This window comes from Mycolicibacterium sp. XJ662 (genome assembly GCF_053484035.1).
The window spans coordinates 117,229-137,999 of sequence record NZ_JBEFTL010000013.1; the positions used below are offsets into that span (position 1 = coordinate 117,229).

Here is a 20,771-nt window from a genome sequence, read left to right on the forward strand (position 1 = left end):
GTGTTCATCGTTCGACCTTCTGAGAAATGGCGCCGGCCCACTTGACATGGCTCACAGGTCGGTCAGCGCTACTATCGGATCCCGTCCGCAGCGTGCGCGTGCCAATGTCGCTTCGCTTCGACAGGACCACTAGCCCGTCGGCTTCGAGGTGTAGAAGAGACATCGAAAGACCGGTAGACAGAAGTGAGTGGCTCGAATCTGTTGCCGGGTGATAGCGATGCAGAGAACCGCCGTCCAGAGTCGGCACAGCCTGGCCGCACTCAGCGACGAACTGCTCGATGTCATATTCGCCGGACGGAAACTCACGAAGCCCTTGGGCGAGTGCAGCACTGCTGTCCGCGATCAGACCTTTATGGCCGGCTGAAGCTAGTCCGAGGTATGCAGCCCAACGCCGGAACGGGATCCACTGTTCGCGGTTTGGAATCGGCCATCCTGATCTGTCGTCGCCTAACAGTGAGCGCTGATGTTCCATGAAGGCACGGCCTTCGCCGGACTTGTCCGGTTCGAAGGCCGAGAACGGCTGTAGCGGTGTGTCGGCGGCGTTTAGTACCACGAGTCCGTGCACTAGGTCCATCACCCCACGAGAGTCGCCGACCGGAGCGGTTGGATCGGCAGTCACGAATACTCGGTCGCGCAGGTGCCGTGAAAAGCTGAAACTATCAACATCGGTAGACTTCCGCCATTCGTTCGGTACTGCAGCCAAACGAACCCGGCCGCCCGTGGTTTGGACGATACCGAGAGTTGCCAACGCGGCCAACGACTTATCGGCAATAACGGTGCCGCCCGTTTTTAGATCCGACTCGTCATCGGCTGCAGGAGTGGGATCGCTACCTAATGATTTGATCGCTTCGACCAGTCCCGTCGGCGCGACCAGTGCGATAAGTTCGTCGCGTTCGACTTCGTCGGACAGGGCGAGAATGGCTCGGACCAAAAATCGCATAGCCTCCGGCAGAATGTCGGGTGGAGTTAATAGCGCCATCAAAGTCTCCGTAATACTTGGTTTATATGGAATCCGATACCCCAGGATTCGCGAAGTTGGCGGCGATCATCAAAGGGATCCGGTTGGTCGCGATCACTAAGGATCACCACGAACGATTCCCGTCCAGCCTTGCTAAGCAACCGTCGGAGGTCGCTCGTATCCGTCCTATCGTCTACTCGTATCACGATGGGAACCCGCAGATAATGGGGAGAGTTGAGCCACTCGGTGATCCGTTGGTCCCACCACAAGTAATCCGTCGTGGTCGGTCGTGGTGCCCACGGGCCAGTGGAGAGCAGCGCTATTACGCCGTGCTTCTGGACCAGGCGATCGACCAGTTCCTGCTCTTCATCTGGTTGGGCTCCCTCCGTCCAAATGCAAAGCCGGTTGTCCACTGCCAGTTTGGAAAGCGTCGAGCTTGGCTCGGATTTCACGTATCCGTGGAACAAAGCTTGGGCAGGTTTCAAAGAAATCTTTGGGCGTCTGTGCGTTTCGCGGCAGTATGGACAACCACCGCATTGGGTGTCGACCGGGTATACGTCGCCGTCCACGTGAAGGGCGTAGTGACGAGCGAGATAGGAATTGACGCATCCGGCCAATCCGTCCAGTATTTCGGCCGCCGAGGTGAGAGAGGCACTCGAGGCGTCTCGAGCATCCTGCTGGGCTCGGCGGAATCGCTTCCGGAAGGCCCCTTCGTTCCCGAGGTCGCCGTGGAGAATTCGAACGTTGACTGATGCGCGTCGAGCGGCAAAGTAATCCTGGAGTTCCTCGTCGGTTGCCTCGTCTGGAATGTGGTGGTCAGGTGCCGGCCAGTCGAGATTGATCATCCCGGCGCGATCCATCGCGGTGAGGGTGTGCATGTTCCAGTAGCGGTTCATGTCGCCCCAGGGGTACTTGACCTCGTCGTGGGAAGCGGTCAGGTCGACTGTTATAACTCCTTCGGTCTCGTCGCTCAGGCTCATGCTGTGCCATCGCTTCCACGCTTTCTCATCACCGATCAACCGTGCTTGGGCGAGATCCTCGGCCACCTCTCGATCGGTGTCTGTCCATAACACAAACGACGCCGATGCCTTGCCGTCTCGACCGCCGCGGCCGACTTCCTGGTAGAGACGGTCCACCGACTCGGGCATGCAAAGATGGATGACTGCGCGAATGTTCCTGATGTCGATGCCGAGTCCGAACGCTGACGTGGCAACGACAATGTCGAGATCTCGGTCTGGGATGCCGTTAAGTCGAAGACCCTCGACAGCTGCCTTCCGCGTCGCCGGACTGCTATCGCCCGCCACGCTCGCGACGGCGTTGATTCCAGCCTGCCGTAACCACCACAGCGCAGTGTTCACATTGGTAGATTTCTCCGACGAGTGCAGGCTGGTGTAGACGATGAGGGGTCGTGGTAGGAAGCGAATCAACTCGAGGAGTTTCGTGCGTTTGTCGTCCTCGCTGCTGCATCGGTATGACCACCAGGCCGGTTCAGGGCGTGTAGCCTGCGCTGACACCAGCAGATTGCGTGCGCCAGAGAAAAGTCGTCGCAACGTATCGTGCCCGTAGTCATCCAAGGTCGCGGTGAGCATTAACGTTACCGGAAGTTTCCCTGCCGGCGAGACCTCGAGGACTCTGTTCCGCAGACCGGCCAAGGTCTGGAATGCGGGCCGGAAAGCGTCGCCCCATTCGGCCACCATGTGCGCTTCGTCAATCCCGATACAAGCGAGCCGACCGGCGGATGCCGCGTCGACCAAGGGTTGGGCTAGCCGCGTGCACGCCGCCTCCGGCGAGGTGATTACCAACCATTGCTCACCCGAGCGGATCCGTTCGACAAAGTCCGTCTTCTGCTCGGCGGTTAAGTCACTGTGATAGGCCAGGATATGGGAGTTTCCGGTGAGCTGTTGCACGCGGCGCTCAAGGTCTAGTGCGAGGGACGTTGTCGGAACGATCAGACAGGTTAGCCGCGGGCGGTCCTTCAGCGCGCGCGATAACACGACTTCGGTTTTGCCAGCGCCAGTGGGAAGGATCGCGGTGATGCTGTCGCCGGGTTGGGCCGCGACCGCCGCACGGATCGCGGATCGCTGGCCTGGACTCAAGAAATCCGGGTAACCAAGGGCGGCAGTATAAAACGAATCAGCACTCAGGGACCAGTTCGGTCGGCGGGGTTCAGCGACTGCTGGTGCGAAGTCCGGCGCCACCCCGAAGTGATCGAGCCATCCCGGATGCCAAGGTTGTGCCTTCCAGACGTGAGCGTCGAGTTGCTCGAAGTTATGACTTTTCCACTCAATTTCGCTGAAATCCGTGAAGATCTCATCGTCGATTCGTGTTGCCTGATAGCCGCGCGAGACTAGGTATGCGCGGACCATTGGTAGGACCTCGGCTGCGCTCGCTCGTCGGTGATCCGTTAAGCGGCGGCGGAGCCTTTCGTCCTCTGCGACGATCGTTGAGAGCGGCACTATCGTCATCGCCTCGGCACCCAGGTGAGGAAGACGGCTCCGCAATTGTCGAGGGTAAAGACCGGGTTCGCTAAGGCATCGTCGACAGCGCTAAGCACATTTTCGTCGATCTTGGCGCGATCGCTTGGGTTACTTCGCGCATCGAGGATGGAACGTTCGCGCTCGGCGGCCTCCCGCGCCCGAGTCATAGCTTGAGCGAGTTTGGTTGTCACCCAAGGGCGGTCTCTGATACATGTACGCGCCGATTCGTAGGCCTCATCGCATACGACGGACCAGTCGAATTTTGAAGTCAATTCGCGAAACCTTTCCGGTTCGCTGCCGAGGTTGTTACCTTGTCGCGATTCCAGATCCTGGCGCCAACTGGTCGGGCACTCGCCATGGCCAACCACCCACCAGACCCGCTCGGTGGAGGTGGGCAGAAAGTGCTCGGTACGAACTTTGACCGCGCGCTGAAATGCAGGGTCTATAGCATCGTCGTCTCCACCGATTGGTCCTGCGGAGACCGTGAAATCAAAGCAGAAAGCCAGCAGCGGGGGGCGATCCGATGCCTTCGCCGGAGTGGGGAGTTCTACGGCAAAGGCGCGCCCTCGATCATCTCTGTCCGAATACTCGGCGAAACGGTCGATCAATGGTTCGCCGTATCGGAGGAAACCAGTACCCCTGCGGACTGCGAACCGGTCAGCGGTGTACTCACGTTGGAAGAGATAGGTACCGATGGAGTTGATATCTGATTCAGTTAACAGAGGACGCTTGGTCTGATTGATTCCAAATTTCAAGCTCCCAGACTCCGTGTAGTGGAGCGAAAACTGCAGCATATCGTGGATGTAGCCGACTGCCGCATCCTCGATATCGCCTTGGTAGCGGTCGGTTTCGTGAAGGGCGTTCGCCAAAGCTTCGTCATCAGACCGATCCTCGATGCTATCGAGCAGATCCTGTGAGGTGATCTTTCTGCGTTGTACCTCGAGGAAGCCGCTACGCGTTTCCAACTCATGAGCGGCTTCAACCATGCCGTTCGTAATCGAGTTAGTGAAGAACTCTCGCTCCAGATCGGCAAGTACGTATTGGAGTGTCGAGGTGGATGATTCAAAGACATTGAACAGTCCGTCGAGCACGCGCAACCAAGCTCCGAGTTGTTCTTGTCTCGAGTCGTCCGACTCTTTGAAGGTTGTTGACTGAACTCGATTTAATACGACATCACTGAACCGGTCTAGCCGGCCCATGCGCTGTTCGAGTTGCGTTGTAACGGTGGGGAGATTAACGTGCAGAACTTCTTCGGCGATCTGAAGATTGGCACCCTCTTCGACCGAACGGTCGAACACCAGCAGATTGAGTTCCTTACTCGATGCAAATTTCGCCAGCGCCTCGGTTCGTTCCTCGTCTGACTGGGATGCAAGCAACGTGATAACGCGATGGCTGCCGTACGCGGCAGTTAGCGCTGCAGCGATTTCAGCAGCGGTGCGGGGAAACGAACATGCGATGGCGTACTTGCCTCGACCGACCTTATGTTGGCACCACTGCGCCGTCGCAGTGATGCGATCAGCGTTGGATTCGGCGACGAGTAGTGCGTCGATCTGCCGCGCGAGATTTAGGGCGGTGTCTGTGCCGATAAATCCTGACAACGCTTCAATTTCGTCGGCCGACAGGTCATGGTCGCCGGCATCGCGCAGCGCGATTGCAATATCGGCCAGCGCAGTCAGCGGTCCAAGGGCGCGACCCAATACCACCCGAAAGATGCTGCCCGCGTTCGATATGTCTTGTTCGAGGAGTTCGAGTCGAACAGACTCCAGCATCGAGAGGAGTTCACCGCGACGGCGGTCAGGGTCTGGAATCAGCCACGGGTTGCTCCGCTCGCGTCCCCGGACAGGGAATTTGCCCTTAATTGCGCTGGAGCGACGGGTGCGAATCATTCGTCGGTGCAAGCGGTACGTCTCTGAGATGTGAATGCGTACCTGGCGGACCGCTGTGCGAGCCGCATCGATGTTTCGATTTTCGGTTTCCTGGATCGCCTCTGTGACAAGATCTCCGAGCTTGACATCATCGGGCAGTAGCGCGTGCAGATTTTGGAGGGGTTCAACCAGGTAACGAATGGGAGTCTCGTCGTCCAGTGCCGACATCGCCTCGGCGAGGTCGTCGCGTAGTTCGACTCGGCGGCGGAAGGCCACGAGATCTTCGAGTGGGTACGTTGCCGGGTCTAATAGGTGAAGAATGCCTAAGAAGGCGTCTTCGTTACTACGCACCGGCGTCGCACTGAGAAGCAACAGAGCGTCCGCAGCGTGCGCGATCTCTTTGAGCGCGTGATACTTGCGCGACGCCTCAGTCGAATCGTTGTAGTCGACGAGTTCGGTCATCCGATGTGCTTCGTCAACGACCAGCAGGGTCCTCTGAATGTTTGGGAGTTTCTCCACTTCAGATTGCGGCACCACGTCGAGCACTCCGGAAAGTTGGAAGACGCCGAATTTGCTGTCAAGCTCGTTCTCCCACTGCCCGACGAGATGGTCGGGAACCACCACGGTGACGTTGCCGCCGGAATCTAGCAAAAGTTGGCGGATGACCATGCCGGCTTCGATCGTCTTGCCGAGACCGACCTCGTCGGCGAGCAAGTAACGAGGGATTGGATCAGACAACACCCGGCGCGCGGCGCCCACCTGATGGTCGTAGATCTCCACCGCCGACGACAGCAGCCCACGCAGGTTGAGGCAAGCGGTGCGCTGGCGAGCGACATTGCGGGCATAGGATGTCCGGTGCGTGTGGAAGAAGCGCGTCTCCACCGTTCGCGCTTTCACCAGTGACAACGGATCGGAAATTGGGCACGCCCAGCGGACGCGAAGGTCCTCCGTGGGGACCCGTGCGGTCTGGTGGTTTGGGAAGTTGATCCAATAAGAACTTGCATTTGAATCGGCGGGAATGTCGACACGGCCGACTAACCATTTGTCGCCGTCAAACCACCATGCTCTTGCCTGGAGGGGGAGGCGACCTGCCTTGAAGTCGCGGCCAGTTGCGGAAACAACCGTTTCGGGTTCGATCGGGGAGTCAAAGAAGCGCAGCGTGTCCTCGCCTCCGAGTCGACGCCCCCAGCCCAGCTGGGAATCCTTGACGAACTCAACCCTCGGATTTCCCGATCTTGGCTCTGGCACCCCAGCCTCCTCCTTATCTTGGTGCATTGATCGATAGTGATCCAGTTACGGTCGTTGGTTCTCTGTTGTCATCCTGGTTCTGGTGCATCTACACGTCGGCGAATTCTTGACGTGGATGCAGGTTGCCCGTCGCGGGGTTGGCGAGATAACGCGCGTGGCGATAGCCGGGTTGGTCTACATCGTGAACATCGCTTTGCCACTTCGCTCGCCGTCCCGCGAGTCCAAACGGACGATCTAAGCGCCGGTCATGACTCCAGCCAAACCAGGCCGTCGGCGACGTCCTTTTTCACCTCGGACTCCGCGTCTGGTTGTACTCGGTCTCAACGAAGTCCTTGACGAAGTATCTCGCGATTGTCCAGGACGCCTCTTGAGGAAACCGAACGCGTCCATTAAGCGCTTCCCCCTACGTGCAAACCAAAGATTGTTAGCTGACCATACTTCAAGATACTGACAGGACGCAGAGCTTTGCGTCCGCAAGGCGTTTCGACCAGTTTGGACACCTCGTCGGTGTCGGTGGACAATCAACTTTGATCTGCATTTTTAGTCAAGCATGGTCGGTGTCGGCGGCATGTGAAATCTGATCCCGGCGCGCCAACTGAAAATTGACCCCTGGTCCGGTGGCCTGGCTCTAGTCGAGCCAGGAGGACCAGAAGGGGGAATGTTGTCTGTGGAGGACCGGGCTGAGATTCGTCGTCTGCATCGGGGCTGAAGGGTTGCCCGATCAAGGTGATCGCTCGGACGACGAACATCTGGAAGAACACCGTGAAGTCGGCGCTGACTGACGATGCGCCGCCGAAGTACGAGCGGCCGTCGCGGGTTTCGACCGTCGATGAGGCACCGGCACCGCGGCCTGACGCCGACCAAAATCCAATTCAGTTGTGGCGTACCGGTTCAGGGTTCGATACGACACCACCACACCCCGACGTCCCAACAAGGTGTGGATCTTGGTCAATGTGAGCCCGTCCTTGAGCCACGTCTTGATCTGGTCATGCTCGGCGGCGATGGCTTCCCAGGCCGGACTCTTGCCGGTGGGCCGGTGCGGGCGAACCTCGGCGATCACCGCCGCGATCAACTCATCGGACAACTGACACTCACCGCCGTCGCGGTCGAGCCCGCAGGCCCGTGCACGGTCGACGTACCTGCGACCGGTTTCGCGATCAGTCCCGATAGCCGGGCCACCTCACGCAACCCCAACCCCTGCAGCCACAGCCGCAGAATCTCCACGATCTCGATCACCGACACCTCGCGGTAGCTCATTTGGTCAATACAGCGGCCCAACAACCGGAAGACCCCAAGCCACGCCGGGTGGTCCCATAACTGGCAAAACGCCAGCAGGTGGTCCCATCAATGGCAAACAGGTGGTCCTATGCCCACGGCAAAACCAGCCCTCAAGTGCTCCCTTTCACCGGGCAGCCGATGCTTCTGGATCGACCGCAAGGCCGTGATCGGCGCCGTGATCGCCACCCAACTGCTGCCGTTCTTCGACGACAAGATGGTGCAGACGATCCTCGGTTTCGAGGCGGCGGTCTACCCGGAGTTCGGCGCGTCGGTCTCCTGAGCAGCATCAGGTATCGGTCAACGTTCTTCTCAGGCGACTGCGGCGGCAAACTGCTGGTATAGGTCGCCCGGCAAGGGTGTGTCCAGCTCCCACGTGATGGCCATCGGCTTTTCTCCGACGTGGCCGCGATAGCTGGCCGGTCCCAAGAACCAGAATGCTCGATCGTCAGCGCGTAGACGAGTGAACAACATGATCGAGCGCCCGTCGCGTTCGTGGTTGCGGTAGCGCAAACCCGTGGGGCTGTCCTCCCTCGTGATCGACTGGCTTTCCCAATGAATGAGGGTGCGGCTGATGGCGTAGTCACGGTAGCGGGTGGTTGGGGAGAACGCGCCGGTGCTCTTGTCGAGGGTGAACGCGAGCAGCTCAGCGTTGGCCTCCTTCGCTTCGTATACGCCACTTTGCCAGGCAGCGACTTTGGCACTTGTGCCGATGCCGAACGCACTCAAAATCTCGATACGCGAGTAGCGGGCGTGTACCTGCAACGGCACGTCGAGATGATGTTCGAGCTCACCGTGAAGGTGGTCAACTCTGTCGTCGAGCTCCACGAGGAGCTGGGCGAGTTCGTCACAAATCTGAGGGTGCGACCACAGGAGACCGACCGCATCCTGCACGGAGTGATCCTTCGTCAGGACTTGATCGCCGAGGCTTGCCACGAGCATGCGGATCAGACGTCGCTGCCGTTCCTGTAGCACAGAAACCTCAGGAGGACTCGATGATTGGAAAAGCTCGCGGAAGGTGGCGATGCGCTCATCGTCATCGATGTGCAGCAGGCGGCCGACCGCCCTGCGCAGTGACTTCTCATGCGGACCAGCAGGTTCGACAGGTGCGCCCGCCGCCTCGCACAGGTCTGACCAACTCCGTGAACCGTCGTATACATCAGGTAGATCCAGTCCGGATTCGTCGAGGAACCGTGACAACGAAACGTCTGAATACTTCTGGCGAACAAGCCGCAACTCTTCAACACGCTGGGGCCAGCGGGTAGGGATAGCCTCGCGGAGGCTACGCAACACAACCTCTGACGCCTTCTGGTCCAGTTCCATGTAGCAACCAGCCGGCAGAAACGGAAAGCCTTGCTGCACCGCGTGTTCAATATCGCGGCGCGTACCACCGATCAGTGCGCGGTAGCGGCGGTCGAAGCGGAACTCGCGGCGATGTGTACCCACGAAGTCGAGGACCGTGCAGAAGGCTTTGCCTTCTGAGCGACGCAAACCACGGCCTAGCTGCTGCAGAAACAAGGTCGGACTTTCGGTGGGACGCATCATCAGTACGGTGTCGACCGCGGGCACGTCGACGCCCTCGTTGAAAAGGTCGACGGAGAAGACAACTCGGATCTCCCCGGCGGACAGTTGCCGCAACGCTGACTTGCGTTCGTCATGTGGGCTGTCACCCCACACCGCGACGGCAGGGATGCCGTGCTTGTTGAAGTGGTTTGCCATAAACCTGGCGTGGTCGATGCTGACGCAAAACCCCAGAGCTCGCATGGAGTGCGGGTCTTCCGCCCGCCGTTGCACTTCTTGAATGATGGTTCGAGCCCAGGCATCCGTGCTGGTGTAGAGATTGCTTAACGCCTCGAGGTCGTAGCCTCTGCCGCGTCGCCAGGGGATTTCGGTGAGGTCGAGTCCGTCATGGACCCCGAAATACATGAACGGGGTAAGGCGTTGTTGGTCGATGGCATCCCATAGTCGCAATTCTGCGGCGATGCGGTCGTCGAACCAGTGCAGGATCAAAAGACCGTCGCTCCGCTCGGGTGTGGCAGTCAGGCCCAGCAGTTCCCGAGGCTGAACATGGTCGAGGAGTCGTTGGTACGACGGCGCTGCCGCATGGTGGAATTCATCGATGATGACGACGTCGAAGTGATCAGGCGGCAGATGTTGAAGGTCGGCGGCGTTAAGGCTTTGGATCGAGGCAAAGACGTGGTCGAAGAGTTGGGGCCGCGAGCCGCCGATCCACTTCTCGCCGAACGACGCTTCACGTAGCGCATGTCGAAAGGTGGCCAAGCTCTGATCGAGGATCTCGTTGCGGTGAGCGACGAATAACAGCCGAGCGCGCGGTAGCTCTTCCCGAAGGCGGGCGTAGTCGACCGCAGCCATGACGGTCTTGCCGGTTCCGGTCGCGGCAACCAACAGGTTGCGGTGGTGCCCCTTGGTGCGTGACACCGATATCTGCTCGAGTAATCGTTCTTGAAAGGGCTCGAGGCGCAGTTCGATTGGGCTGAGAATGACGTGTGGACCTGCGTCGGTTCGGGCAGCTCGCTGGGTTTCTATGTCGAACTGTTCCCGGGTATACGCAACGAAGTCACCACCTTGCCAGTAACTTTCGAATACCGCTTCGAACTTGCCGAGGATATCGGGATTTCGCGCTGAAGAGGCGCGCACGTTCCATTCGAGGCCGGTGTGTTGGGCGCTGTGGGTGAGGTTGGACGAGCCGACGTAGGCGGTTGAGAACCCGGACCGACGGTGAAAGATCCATGCCTTGGCGTGCAGTCGGGTGCTGCTCACGTCGTACGAAATGCGCACCTCGGCGCCGAGATCGGTGAGTATGTCCAATGCTGCTTGCTCGGTGGAGCCGGTGTAGATCGTGGTGAGAACGCGAAGCGGCCTACCTTGCTCGCAGTGACGTCGAAGTGACCCAAGAAGCGGATTGATACCGCTGCGCCGTACGAACGCCATAACGACATCTATGCCGTCCGTCGCCGAGTCGACCTCCGCCTGTAGCTGGTTCATCAGGACCGGTTCGCCGGGCGCATTGGTGAGCAGTGTGGTGTCGAGCAGAGGAATGAGAGGTTCGGCGATCGCGCGGGGTGTTCCGTCGGGGCGCCTTTCAAGAATCGCGTGGAGAATCTCACCCGGTTCGACAGGGCTCACAGAGGTATCTGTCGTAACGAACTCGGCCAGTCGGCGAATCATCTCGCGCGCGACGTCGATACCGACTCTGACCCGGTCCTTGTCGGGCACCGCCTCGAGAGATCTCTCGATCTCTTTGCTCAGGTGCAGCGCGATTCGATCGGCCGCCTCGGCTGTATGCAGCGGCCGTGTTGGGCGCAAGGATTTTTCGAGAGAGCTAAGGCGCGTGTGTAGCGCCTCAGTGACGAGCAGTTCGTAGATGCCCGGAACCATATCCACCACAACTCGACCATAGATCGACCCTGCCGGGACGGTTGCTCAATCACTGTCGGTGGTTGTCATTACCTGCTGCTAGGGTGCCGGGCTAGGGGAGTAAGGGATATGAAGTTTCGACGGGCATACCTCGCAGACGACGATTTTGACTGCAGGCGGTGTATGTGACCGCCACTGCCGGTGAGCGTCTCCTGACGCCGTCGAAGGTCACGGCCTGGCTGGACTGCCCGCACTACCTATCGCTGTCCGCGCGGGTGGACGACGGCACCCTGCCCCGGCCGGAACCACGGTTCTCATCGTTTGCCGACCTGCTGCTGAAGAAAGGTCTCGCCCACGAGCACGACTGCCTCGCTGATTACATTCGGCAGGAAAAACGCATTTTCAACGTGCCGGAGCCGGCCAAGGGACAGACTTTCGCCGACTGGGTGTCAGAGGTCGGCAATCCGCTCGATGGAGACTACGACGTCGTTTATCAGATGCCGTTTCTGCACAATGGGATTCGGGGCATCGCCGACTTTGTGGTCCGGGTGACCGACCCGAACACCGGCGCGGCTAGCTATGAGCCTGTCGATGTGAAGCTGACCCGGGTCGAGGCCAAACCTGGTCATGTGTTGCAACTGTGCTTCTACGCTGACGCGATCGCGGCGCTGACCGGCAGGCGTCCTGAACACATGCACATTTGGTTGGGCTCCGGGGAGATGGAGACGCTGCGGGTCCGCGATTTCCGGTCTTACTGGCGCCGCCTGCAAGGCCAGCTTGCCGTCGCTCTGGCGGACGGACCGCAAGCCGACACCGTCGCAGAACAGTGCAGTCACTGTGAGTTTTGCGAATTTCAACCGACCTGCGAGATGTATTGGCGCGAGACCGACTCGCTGATCTACGTGGCGAACATTCGAAAGACGGATCGGGAAGGCCTCGTCGAGGCCGACGTCGCCACGCTCACCGCGCTAGCCGCATGCGATGGTGAGGTGCACGGACTGGATCCCGACCGCGTGAATCGGCTGCGGGGCCAGGCGGCACTACAGCTCACTGCGCGGGAGCAGCCGAGGGAGAAGCCACCGTTCGAATTGATCGCACCGGGACTCGAGCCGTGGGGGCACGGATTTGAGATGCTGCCCGAACCCGACGCCGGCGATGTTTTCCTTGACTTTGAGGGCCACCCTTTCTGGCGCGCCGACAGAGGGCTGTTCTTCCTGTTCGGTCTCATCGAACGAGACGATGCGGGCGAGTGGCGGTACCGGTGTTGGTGGGCACACGACCCACTTGAGGAAGCCGCCGCGGTGAAACAACTCGTCGAGTACCTCGTTTACCGGCGCGAACAGTTCCCGGCGATGCACGTCTACCACTACAACCACACCGAGCGGTCGGCGCTGCAGCGGATGGCCGAAGAGCACGGGGTCGCCGAACTCGCCCTGGCCGAACTCATTGACACCGGCGCGTTCGTCGACCTGCTTTTGGTGGCGCGCAACAGTATCCAAGTAGGCACCGAGTCTTACGGGTTGAAGCACGTGGAACGCCTGACCGACTTCGAGCGCAGCCATGACATCGACCAGGGTGCCGGAGCAGTCGTCCAGTACGAGCAGTACACGGCCGACGGTGAGCCGGCACTCCTCGACGCGATCGCTGCATACAACGAGGACGACGTCCGCGCCACTCTGGCGTTGCGGGACTGGCTCGTTGAGCACCGTCCGCCGGATCTGCCCTGGCGGTCCGCCGTGCTCGAGCCTGATCCCAATCTGCCTGAGCTCGACGAAACGGTCGCGCGGCTGCACGAGTACCCCGCCGGCAGCGATGAGCACCACCTCGGAGATCTGCTGTGCTACTGGCGCAACGAATGGTTCGCCTACCTCGCGCCCAAGAAGGTCAAACTGGTGGCCGACCCGGTCGACCTGTACGACGACCCGGAGGTCATCACGGACCTGCGACCTCAGAATTTGGTAGAGCGCATCGGGAAGAGGGGACGGCCGATTACGCCGGCGATGAGGTTCAGCTTCCCGAGACAGGACATCGACCGCTTTCCACGCAGCGGCGGACAAGTCATTATTGCCACTGCGACTGGCGAACGGCTGTATACCGATATCGCTAACGTGGACCGCAACACCCGTACCCTCGACCTGGTCTGGAAAAAGGCGCTGCAAGAAGCCGGCTGCGAGCCGCGGGTGGTGGTGCTTCATGACTGGGTGGATGCCACGGTGAAGTTCCAAGCGCTGCAAGCCTTTGCAGAAGACCTTCTCGCAGAACGCAACCCCAACCCGGTGACGCTGGCCCTGTTGCGGCGTGATCTGCCGGGCTTTACCGACCGACCCTGCAACGAGTTCGTCGATGATCTCGATGACATGACCGACTGGGTCACCCGACTTGACCACAGCTTCGTGGCTGTGCAGGGCCCGCCGGGCACCGGGAAGACCTACCGCGGCGCCCGCCTGATCCGAGCGTTGGTGCGCGTCGGTAAGCGGGTGGGCATCACCGCGGTCAGCCACCACGCGATCGGCAACCTGCTGGAGGCCGTCGTGGAGGCATTCCGCGAAACCGACGAACTCGACCTGTTGCAGGCGGTGTGCAATCCCGGAGCAAGCTCCGTACAACGACTTTCAGACATCACCTACGGCGATAACGCCAAATGCGCCCGCGACGACTACAACGTGATCGCCGGCACCACCTGGCTTTTCTCCAACCCCCTGGTGCGCGACTCTCCAGTCGATGTGCTGGTCATCGACGAAGCCGGTCAACTGGCCCTCGCCGACGCGTTGGCCGCCTCAGGCGCGGCGCGCAACCTGGTGCTGCTTGGTGATCCGCTGCAGCTGCCGCAGGTCGCCCAGGCCAACCATCCGGGAATCGCCGGTCGCAGCGTCCTGGACCACATCGTGGGTGATGACCCGCTGCTTCCGCCGGACCGCGGCGTATTTCTGCACGAGACGCGGCGGATGCACCCCGACGTCTGCACGTTCATCTCCACGCAGATCTATGACGGCCGCCTGCGCAGCTTCGGAGACTGCGCGCGGCAAACGACTGTCGAGGGCACCGGACTGCGCTGGCTACGCGTCGACCATGGAGGCAACCGCACCTGGTCGACTGAGGAGGCTGACGCGATCGCCGCTGAACTGGCGCGGTTGATCGGCACCCCGTGGACCAACCAGCACGGCGAAACCGCTTCGCTGCAACCACGAGATGTCATGGTGGTCGCGCCATATAACCTGCAGGTCAACGTGATTCAGGACCGGCTAGCCCGCGATCCGGTGCTGGCTGAGGTTCCAGTCGGGACCGTCGACAAGTTTCAAGGCCGTGAAGCCGCGGTCGTATTCTTTAGCATGGCCACCTCCAGCGGCGAGGACATCACCAGAGGAGTGGAGTTTCTGTTCTCGCGCAACCGGCTCAACGTCGCCGTGAGTCGGGCCCGCTGCCTCGCCTATTTAGTGTGCGCCGACGCGCTGCTGGAAACCCGCGCCCGTACCGTCGAGGACATGCGACTGGTGTCGACTCTCAACGCCTTCGTCGAGGCGGCCCAACCGGTTACGTCTGGGCGCTGACCGCGCGCCAAGCTGACCACGACCGCATGGATGTCCACCCACATGTCGCTCACCTCGCCCTATCTGCAAAAGCCGATCGAAACAGCGCATTTCCCATCTCGCCATGACCGCGCCGATAGCCGCGGCGACCACGTCGGGAAACACGCAGAATTTTTTGATCGAACCTGGAGTCAAAAGAGACCCTATATTTGGTAGTTCAGCAATCGACCAGAAGGAGGCGTCATGCGAGAGGTCGATACTAGCGACTTCTGCGAAGCGCTTCGTAATCGGACTTTTGACACTGCGACACTGATCAATTGGGTACAAAGTTACAACGGTTACAAGCGACTAGGTGCAGGGCCGAGTGAGCTCACTAAGGTACTCAGCCCGCTTATAGAGGAGATCCAGACTTCCGGCAGAGTCCCAGAGTGGGCCGGAGTGGACCTCTTGCGCGGTCTCGCATTCTGGCGAGCTCGTGCCGCGGCGCACCATGAGGCACCCGAATACGCCGTAGACGACGAGATGTTCCTGGCCGTTGTTGACGCCCTGCATCGGCACCCTGATGCCCACCCCACTGATCGGCCGCCGCTTTCGGCGGCCAGGTGAACGGGGGGAAGAAGGCAACTCGCTTGTTCATGTTGGGCGCCGGCGCTTCCCGACGTGGTTGATACCGTCGCTGATTCGGTGGCTGGTACACGATTTCCAACTGGCAGGCGTTCTGGTCCGTCGAGCACTCGAGTGGATCATCGACCAGCGGTGCGCGGCGCTGCTGCAGCAGGTACCGGCGGCCACACGACCCGCAGCAAGCTGCTGATCCTTCGGGCGTTCGACACAGCGGCGGTCGCCGACCGTGCCGCGTTCGCGTGGAACCGGCTCAGCAATGCGTGTCACCTGCACGCGTTCAAGATGCGACCAGCGGCCATGGAAGTTGAGCGGTTGTGTGGCGTCGTTGCGGAGCTGATCCCGTGACCGGCGTCGGTCCGCAGTACGTTTCTGCGGCTTCGCGCCCGATTGTCAGTCAGCCGTGCTACTTTGACAACAGCTTCATGAGATACCGTCGCCAAGCTCCGACTGGACGGTGCGCCAACCCCACGCTCGTGGGTGGCTCGGATGACGAAGCGGCCGACACCGACCGGTGCCCGGTAAGAGCGCCTCTCCCACCGAGGCCCTTGATGAGCAGGAGTCTCCCATGGAATTGACTACAGCACAGCGTGCTTGGTCGTGCCTGAATGTGGCGGGCCACCGTAGCCGGAGAACCTCATGAGCAACTACACCTCAGACAACCAGTGGCGATCCTTTCAGACCTTCGTCGCGGCGTACCTGGCCGGGATGCTGCATCCCCGAGATGTTTTCACCATTTCACGGAAGTCCTCGGTGACACCGCCACTCATGGAGTTCCGGTGTGATGCCGCCGGTCGGCTCTGGTTGAGTATCGGTACGCACGCGTGGAGTGAGGAAGACGGTGCGGCCGTCCAAGTCCCGCGCGAAGAACCGAACGACGTTGCCGCATACACGGTGGATATCCTTCGTAACCTCCCGTCGCCTGGCTTTAAGGATCCGCGCGAACTACGGCTCAGTGGCAGCGGCCCGGCCAGTGCGGTGGCGGTGCTCGCCAAGGGCGGCTTCTTGAGCGGTAAGGGCGACTCCGCGAGAGAAGCAGTTCTGCAGGCGAGGATGTCTGCCGACATCGACGTCGAGGGTGACGCCATCGAAGCGGCGGCGCAGGAGGTCGGTGACCGCGCCTTCGCCGAGATCAAGAACGGTTCGATCGCCGCGATAGCAGCTGCAGGTGAGTTGGCGCGCCTCCGAAGTTGGGTTGATCCCTTCAGTGCGACACCGAAATCGGGCTACTTGGTCGGAGGCAAATCGCTGAAGGAAACCGAGGAGTGAGTTCCGACCAGTCGCCGCGCGGTGCCGATTTCCATACAAGGTGATGACCATCGACTCCGCCCCGATCAGCTGGCAGGGACTGACAAAGCATGCCGTCACAGTCTGAGGATGACGATATGACCGATCACCCAATCTCGGACAAACAGCGTCCAGCTCGACGCACCCGTTGCGGTAGGCCTCCTCAAGCCACGGGTGCCGCAGCATCGTGCATTCGCGGCCAAGGCCGGGAGGGATGTCCGCGAATCGATGGAGTATTAAGGGACTCCCAGAGCAACGTTTCGCTTCTCGCGTATCACCGTCTGCGCCAGACGATCAGCGAACTCCCACGCTCCCGGAAGTCGTTGTCGATTAAACTCGTTGTCCAGCAGATCGACATGTCGGCGATACCTGTTGTCACTGAACCGAAATTCCGCCGTCGTCGTGTCTTCCTCTGCGCGGGACCCTTAAACACGGATCGGGTGTCGCTCAACTCGACGCCCGCTACCATGTTCCACCGAGCAGGCGCGTGTACGCGTCTCGTAAAGCGGCGTCTCCGGGCGGCCATTCTTCTTGCCAGACGGTCAGCGCGACATCGGCCGGGGTCGGTCGATTGCCTACGACACGTAGTGGTCCGGACGGATTCGGCTCTCACCGGACCATCGATACGCCGTCAGCGCGCCACCGTTGACCGCGCTGAAGTCGACGCATGCGGTGAACTCGGTCCAGTCGTGCCCCGGCGCCGGCGCGCCGCGACGCCAGTAGTGGCCGTAGACCACCGGTACCTGTTCGGTGTAGAGGTGCGATTGATACGCAGCGGCGACCGGTGTGTTCGGCAACGGCGGGTACGCCACACCGTCGGCGGTGGTGAACTTTCCGCCCATCTCCGCCAGCCCATGCAGCGTCGGCGCCCCGTCGTGCCACCACCGCAGCCGCGCGCTGTCGCGGGAGTGGCCGTCCTTGTCGAGGTAGGGATCGTGCCCGTGATCGGTCAGGCTGATCTCCGGGCCTTTCAAGAGGGTCTCCACCGCCGTGTACAGGGGGTCGTTCTCATCGGATGCCCGCACCAGTTGCTCGACGGTGCTGAAGCGGCTGCCGCCGAGTTCGCGTGCGGTGACGGCGATCGACTCTCCGTGCCAGCACGCATGGATCACCCGCAATCCACCGAGGTCCAGCCACAGCGGCTGCGTCCAGAACCATTCCAGGTAGTGCGCAAGATTCTCGCCGGTCACTTGGTCGAGGAACGCCTTGTGCTGCTGTTCGTTCTTGGCTGACCACGGATTGCTCGGATCGTCGTGAGCGCGTAGGTATTTGCCTGAGCCCGTCGGCCATTCGGTCGCGTACGCCAGCGCGTTGAACTCGTGGTTGCCCAGAATCATCTGGGCGCTGCCAGCGTCGACCATGGCCTTCACCATCTGTAGGACCTGAAGCTGCTCGGGTCCGCGGTCGATCAGATCGCCAACGAAGATCGCCGCCCGGTCGCGGTGGCGGTATGGTCCGTCGTTGCCGTCGCGCTGATAATCCAACTTGTGCAGCAGCGCTTCCAGTTGCGTCGCGCATCCGTGGATGTCACCGATGATGTCGTAACCCTGCACTTGGGACTTCCTCACATGTCCTCGCTGATGTCGTCGCGAGTGGTGGTGCTGCTCTTATTCGTCGCCGCGTTCCCCAAGCGCTGCAAAGCCTTTCGGAACGCCACATTCGGATACGATTTCGGCAGTGCCGCTCTGACGTCACGCAATGCGACGTCGGCGTCGACGCCGCGCACCCGCGCCCCGTACAGCGCGCCGACGGTCGGCGTGCGACTGTAGGCCGCCACGCAATGGATCAGCACCGTGTGGCCGTCGCGCCGAAGCTGCTCGACAGTCCGCACTGCGTCCAGCAGGACGAAGTCCAGATGCGGATTCTCGTCGCTCTCCACGCGGTCGATCAGCCGCACCTCCACGTGCGGAATACCGTCGGGCACATCGCTATCGGCCACCCGGCAGAGCGAGACCACCGCGTCGACCTCATCGGGCAGCTTGCGTAGCACCCCGATCCCGCCGAGTAGTACACCGTCGTCGTACGGATGCCGCGCGAAAGTGTCCACTGGGGAGTCCGCATACGAGAAGTCGAACCCATCGGGCTTGCCCTTTCGCGCGATCGCCGTTGCCAGCCCCACCAATCCGCGCGCATTGATGCCGGGCCACCCGTGCAGCAAATGGCGCCAACTCACCGGCACCGCCGACGCCCCATACGCCGCACCGAGCAGGCTGCCCGCGATCGCGGCAACCGTGTCGGTGTCGTAACCGGCCCGCACCGCCGCGTCCAGAGCCCGTCGCAGATGATCCGCCGCGAAGACACCCTCCTCGTGACCATCGACCGGCACCGGCGTGGTGGAGATCGCTGACCACGCCGCCTGCAGCGCAGCGACCACCCACCCGTTGTTCGGGAACGACGCCGGCGGACCTGACTCCGCGGCATCCAGCCGCTCGATCCACAGTCTGCGACGCTCAGACACGATGTGGTGCAGACCGATTCGCACGTCGAGCTCGCCCGTATGTACTGCATGACGGATCGCGCTGCACCACAGAACGCACGCGTCGCCGGCATCGGGGTCGAAGTGGGTGAGCTCACTGATCGTGCGGGCGGCCTCGACCATCGCGTCCTCGTCATCGAGGTAAGCCAACGCCACCGGCGCTGTGCGCATCAGTGACCCGTTACCCGCCGTGCGTCGACCCTGGTCATGCAGCTTCGCCGATTCGGCGCGAGCCTTCGCCGCCGTGATCACCCCGCCTCGCGCGGCGGCGCTGAGCACCGAACGCGTCTGGATACCCACGTCTTTCGCGTCGCGCGACCATTCGTGCCAGCGCTGCACGATCTGGTCCTGCGCTGCTGAGTCACGCAGATCGACGCCTGTGGCGGCGACCTCTGCGATGGCGATCGCCATCGACGTGTCGTCGGTCCATTCGCCGCGCGCCCACGGGCCGCCGCCCACCATCGCGACGTCGCGCTCCGGCCCGCGGGGCGGCTGGAACTCGTACGGCGCGCCCAGCGCATCTCCCGCTGCCGTCGCCAGCAGCACACCTTCCACCCGATCGTTGTATGACGTCATCGCGTCGCCCCCTCCCCGAAGGCATCTTTTGCGCAAAAGCGCGCTAAATGCTCTTTCACTGTACGCTAAGGCAGCGACATGAGCCAGCACACCTATCGAGACACCCACGGCCGCAGCCTCACCGACTACCCGCGGCCGTCGGTTGCCGTCGATACGGCGGTCCTCACGCTGGACCACGACCTCGGACTTGTGGTGTTGGAGGTCCGCCGGCCGCGCGGCCGCGGCTGGGCGCTGCCAGGCACCTTCCTGCACGAGGGGGAGCGGCTGTCCGACGCCGTCGACCGCTCGCTGCGGGAGAAGGCCAACGTGCGTGGGCTGCACCCGCGTCAGCTGCACGTCTTCGACGACCCGGAGCGCGACGAGCGCGGCTGGGTGCTATCGGTCGCGCACGTTGACGTCGTACGGCTGGAACGGCTGTCGTCGCGCCACGCAGACACCACCCGCCTTGTTCGCGTCGACGCTGCTGGGCGGCTGCCATACGACCACGCCGACATCATCGACCGCGCGGTCGCGCACATCCGTTCGGCGTATCGGGACAGGCCGGATCCTTATCGACTGCTAGGCGAGGAGTTCACCCTTCGCGAGCTGCGCCTCGCGCACGAGGCGGTCGCGGGTCAGGCGTTGCAACGCGACACGTTCCGTCGAGCGATGCAGAGTCGACTGGTTGCGACGGGTGCGATCAGCGTCGGGGGCAGAGGCCGGCCGGCCGAGCGGTTTCGGCGAAGCAGCTGACACGTGTCCCGTCGTGTCGGCGTCGGGGAACTTCGTGGAACCTGTCGGTCGGCGGAGGTTCGGCGAGTTCGGGTGAAGAGTTTAGGACCTGGGGGAAGCAAGGCCCAGCAGTACCGAGGGTGTACAGATGCATAACCACCTGAAGTGGTTGCCGCCGCTATTTCGGATCTGCACAAACAATGTGTCTTACGACGCGAACTTCATCCTGGGAAGTGGGCGGGTGCGATCTAACGCGACACAGAAGCTGCCGTGGATCGAGCGATCATCGCCGTCTGCGTCGCCCTGCCTCCGCCACTGCCCCTCACTTTGGGGTGCTGTCATCGTCGGGCCGTGTCGCCGCAAAACGACGGC

Annotated in this window: 11 protein-coding genes, 2 pseudogenes and 1 riboswitch; of the genes and pseudogenes, 6 read left to right on the forward strand and 7 right to left on the reverse strand. The window is 61.5% G+C overall.

From position 1 onward, the window contains the following. Positions 1 to 4: 4 nt before the first annotated feature. The 3 genes from ABQE93_RS24915 to dpdE are packed head-to-tail and all read right to left on the reverse strand — an operon-like array spanning position 5 to position 6,575. A complete protein-coding gene (locus ABQE93_RS24915) occupies positions 5 to 979 on the reverse strand; it encodes a hypothetical protein (protein ID WP_448411199.1) in 975 nt (324 codons plus the stop codon). After that, positions 979 to 3,423, reverse strand: coding sequence for a protein DpdF (gene dpdF, locus ABQE93_RS24920; protein WP_448411201.1), 2,445 nt, complete (start codon positions 3,421 to 3,423; stop codon positions 979 to 981). Before dpdF ends, ABQE93_RS24915 begins: the two co-directional genes overlap by 1 nt. Then, positions 3,420 to 6,575, reverse strand: a complete 3,156-nt coding sequence (gene dpdE, locus ABQE93_RS24925) for a protein DpdE (RefSeq protein WP_448411203.1) — start codon at positions 6,573 to 6,575, stop codon at positions 3,420 to 3,422. The genes dpdF and dpdE overlap by 4 nt, the downstream gene beginning before the upstream one ends. A gap of 631 nt (positions 6,576 to 7,206) precedes the next feature. On the opposite strand from dpdE, the pseudogene ABQE93_RS24930 reads away from it, so the two are divergent. After that, positions 7,207 to 7,397, forward strand: a pseudogene (locus ABQE93_RS24930) (IS21 family transposase); the annotation flags it as partial. A 219-nt stretch (positions 7,398 to 7,616) separates the two neighbouring features. On the opposite strand, the gene ABQE93_RS24935 reads toward ABQE93_RS24930, so the two are convergent. Continuing rightward, positions 7,617 to 7,805 carry a helix-turn-helix domain-containing protein gene (locus ABQE93_RS24935; protein ID WP_448411205.1) on the reverse strand — a complete coding sequence of 63 codons (189 nt, stop codon included), beginning with the start codon at positions 7,803 to 7,805 and terminating at the stop codon, positions 7,617 to 7,619. A 163-nt stretch (positions 7,806 to 7,968) separates the two neighbouring features. On the opposite strand from ABQE93_RS24935, the pseudogene ABQE93_RS24940 reads away from it, so the two are divergent. Continuing rightward, positions 7,969 to 8,106 (forward strand): annotated as a pseudogene (locus ABQE93_RS24940) (serine hydrolase domain-containing protein); the annotation flags it as partial. 29 nt (positions 8,107 to 8,135) lie between these two features. On the opposite strand, the gene ABQE93_RS24945 reads toward ABQE93_RS24940, so the two are convergent. Beyond that, the gene (locus ABQE93_RS24945) at positions 8,136 to 11,222 is read right to left on the reverse strand and encodes a DUF3427 domain-containing protein (RefSeq protein ID WP_448411228.1); all 3,087 of its coding nucleotides are present in this window, start codon (positions 11,220 to 11,222) and stop codon (positions 8,136 to 8,138) included. A 164-nt stretch (positions 11,223 to 11,386) separates the two neighbouring features. On the opposite strand from ABQE93_RS24945, the gene ABQE93_RS24950 reads away from it, so the two are divergent. From ABQE93_RS24950 to ABQE93_RS24960, 3 genes are all read left to right on the forward strand, one after another. Continuing rightward, entirely contained in the window at positions 11,387 to 14,749 is a 3,363-nt protein-coding gene (locus tag ABQE93_RS24950; protein ID WP_448438081.1) for a TM0106 family RecB-like putative nuclease, read from the forward strand. Positions 14,750 to 15,466: 717 nt separating this feature from the next. After that, a complete protein-coding gene (locus tag ABQE93_RS24955; RefSeq protein WP_448411209.1) occupies positions 15,467 to 15,697 on the forward strand; it encodes a hypothetical protein in 231 nt (76 codons plus the stop codon). A 73-nt stretch (positions 15,698 to 15,770) separates the two neighbouring features. Next, positions 15,771 to 15,883: riboswitch (SAM riboswitch) on the forward strand. A 105-nt stretch (positions 15,884 to 15,988) separates the two neighbouring features. Beyond that, positions 15,989 to 16,618 (forward strand): hypothetical protein, encoded by a 630-nt coding sequence (locus ABQE93_RS24960; RefSeq protein ID WP_448411210.1) that lies wholly within the window; start codon positions 15,989 to 15,991, stop codon positions 16,616 to 16,618. 593 nt (positions 16,619 to 17,211) lie between these two features. Here the strand turns inward: ABQE93_RS24960 and ABQE93_RS24965 are convergent. Both ABQE93_RS24965 and ABQE93_RS24970 read right to left on the reverse strand, forming a co-directional pair. Beyond that, positions 17,212 to 18,204, reverse strand: a complete 993-nt coding sequence (locus ABQE93_RS24965; RefSeq protein WP_448411212.1) for a metallophosphoesterase — start codon at positions 18,202 to 18,204, stop codon at positions 17,212 to 17,214. Beyond that, on the reverse strand, positions 18,201 to 19,688 hold the full coding sequence (locus ABQE93_RS24970) for an ADP-ribosylglycohydrolase family protein (RefSeq protein WP_448411214.1): 1,488 nt from the start codon (positions 19,686 to 19,688) through the stop codon (positions 18,201 to 18,203). Before ABQE93_RS24970 ends, ABQE93_RS24965 begins: the two co-directional genes overlap by 4 nt. A gap of 78 nt (positions 19,689 to 19,766) precedes the next feature. Between ABQE93_RS24970 and ABQE93_RS24975 the strand changes: the two genes are divergently transcribed. Continuing rightward, positions 19,767 to 20,420: an NUDIX hydrolase gene (locus tag ABQE93_RS24975; RefSeq protein WP_448411216.1), complete on the forward strand. Its 654-nt coding sequence runs from the start codon at positions 19,767 to 19,769 to the stop codon at positions 20,418 to 20,420. Positions 20,421 to 20,771 lie beyond the last annotated feature (351 nt).

Coding starts and splice junctions, on each gene's coding strand:
- ABQE93_RS24945 (WP_448411228.1), bottom strand. CDS start 11,222: ATGGTTCCGGGCATCTACGAACTGCTCGTCACTGAGGCGCTACACACG.
- ABQE93_RS24970 (WP_448411214.1), bottom strand. CDS start 19,688: ATGACGTCATACAACGATCGGGTGGAAGGTGTGCTGCTGGCGACGGCA.
- dpdF (WP_448411201.1), bottom strand. CDS start 3,423: ATGACGATAGTGCCGCTCTCAACGATCGTCGCAGAGGACGAAAGGCTC.
- ABQE93_RS24960 (WP_448411210.1), top strand. CDS start 15,989: ATGAGCAACTACACCTCAGACAACCAGTGGCGATCCTTTCAGACCTTC.
- ABQE93_RS24915 (WP_448411199.1), bottom strand. CDS start 979: ATGGCGCTATTAACTCCACCCGACATTCTGCCGGAGGCTATGCGATTT.
- dpdE (WP_448411203.1), bottom strand. CDS start 6,575: ATGCACCAAGATAAGGAGGAGGCTGGGGTGCCAGAGCCAAGATCGGGA.
- ABQE93_RS24935 (WP_448411205.1), bottom strand. CDS start 7,805: ATGAGCTACCGCGAGGTGTCGGTGATCGAGATCGTGGAGATTCTGCGG.
- ABQE93_RS24975 (WP_448411216.1), top strand. CDS start 19,767: ATGAGCCAGCACACCTATCGAGACACCCACGGCCGCAGCCTCACCGAC.